Source organism: Acidovorax sp. SRB_24, assembly GCF_012931925.1.
On record NZ_MWOM01000157.1, the window covers coordinates 1 to 889 of the forward strand.

Genomic DNA, 889 nt, shown 5'->3' on the forward strand with positions numbered 1-889 from the left:
CATCATCCGCAAGAACAACATCAAGATCGACTGACCTATGCCCCATTCCGACAAGCCCGTCGTCGCCCTGACCCTGGGCGACCCCGCCGGCATCGGCGCCGAACTGATCGCGCGCCTGCTGGCCAAGCCCGAAGCCATCGAGCGCGCCAACATCGTGCTGGTCGGCGACCGCTGGCTCTGGGAGGAAGGCCAGCGCATTGCCGGCCTGCCGGTGGCGACCGAGGCCATCGACTCCCTGGCCGCCGTGCGCGGGCGCGCCGGCAGCGCGCCGGCTTTCCTGGCCGTGGAGACGGTGGCGCCCGCCGAGGTGCACCGCAGCCGCGCCGAGGCGCCGGGCGGCCGCTCGGTGCTGCAGGTGCTCGACCGCTGCATGGACGCGGCCCTGGCCGGCGACATCGACGCCATCTGCTTTGCGCCCTTGAACAAGCAGGCGATGAAACTCGGCGGCCTGCGCCACGAAGACGAGCTGCACCATTTCGCCGAGCACCTGGGCGTGCAGGGCTACTTCTGCGAGTTCAACACGCTGGGCGAGCTGTGGACCTCGCGCATCTCCTCGCACGTGCCGCTCAAGGACGTGGCCCGCTACCTGAGCCAGGAGCGCATTGCCCAGGCGGCCGAGCTGATCTACCGCGCACTGCTGGCCAGCGGCATGCCGGCCCCCAAGGTCGCGATCGCGGGCTTCAATCCGCACAACGGCGACGGCGGTACCTGCGGCCGCGAGGAGATCGACGTCATCGCGCCCGCCGTCGCCGCGCTGCAGGCGCGCGACTGGCCGACCGAGGCGCCGTTCCACGGCCCGTTCCCGGCCGACACCATCTTCCTGAAGGCCCAGGCCGGCGAGTACCAGGCCATCGTCACCATGTACCACGACCAGGGCCAGATCGCGATC

The 889-nt window shown here is 70.6% G+C and carries 1 protein-coding gene; it reads left to right on the forward strand.

Going from position 1 to position 889, the window contains the following annotated elements; genetic code table 11:
• Positions 1–37: 37 nt before the first annotated feature.
• On the forward strand, positions 38–889 hold an 852-nt coding region (locus tag B2J89_RS21195; RefSeq protein WP_169170815.1), incomplete at its 3' end, for a 4-hydroxythreonine-4-phosphate dehydrogenase PdxA.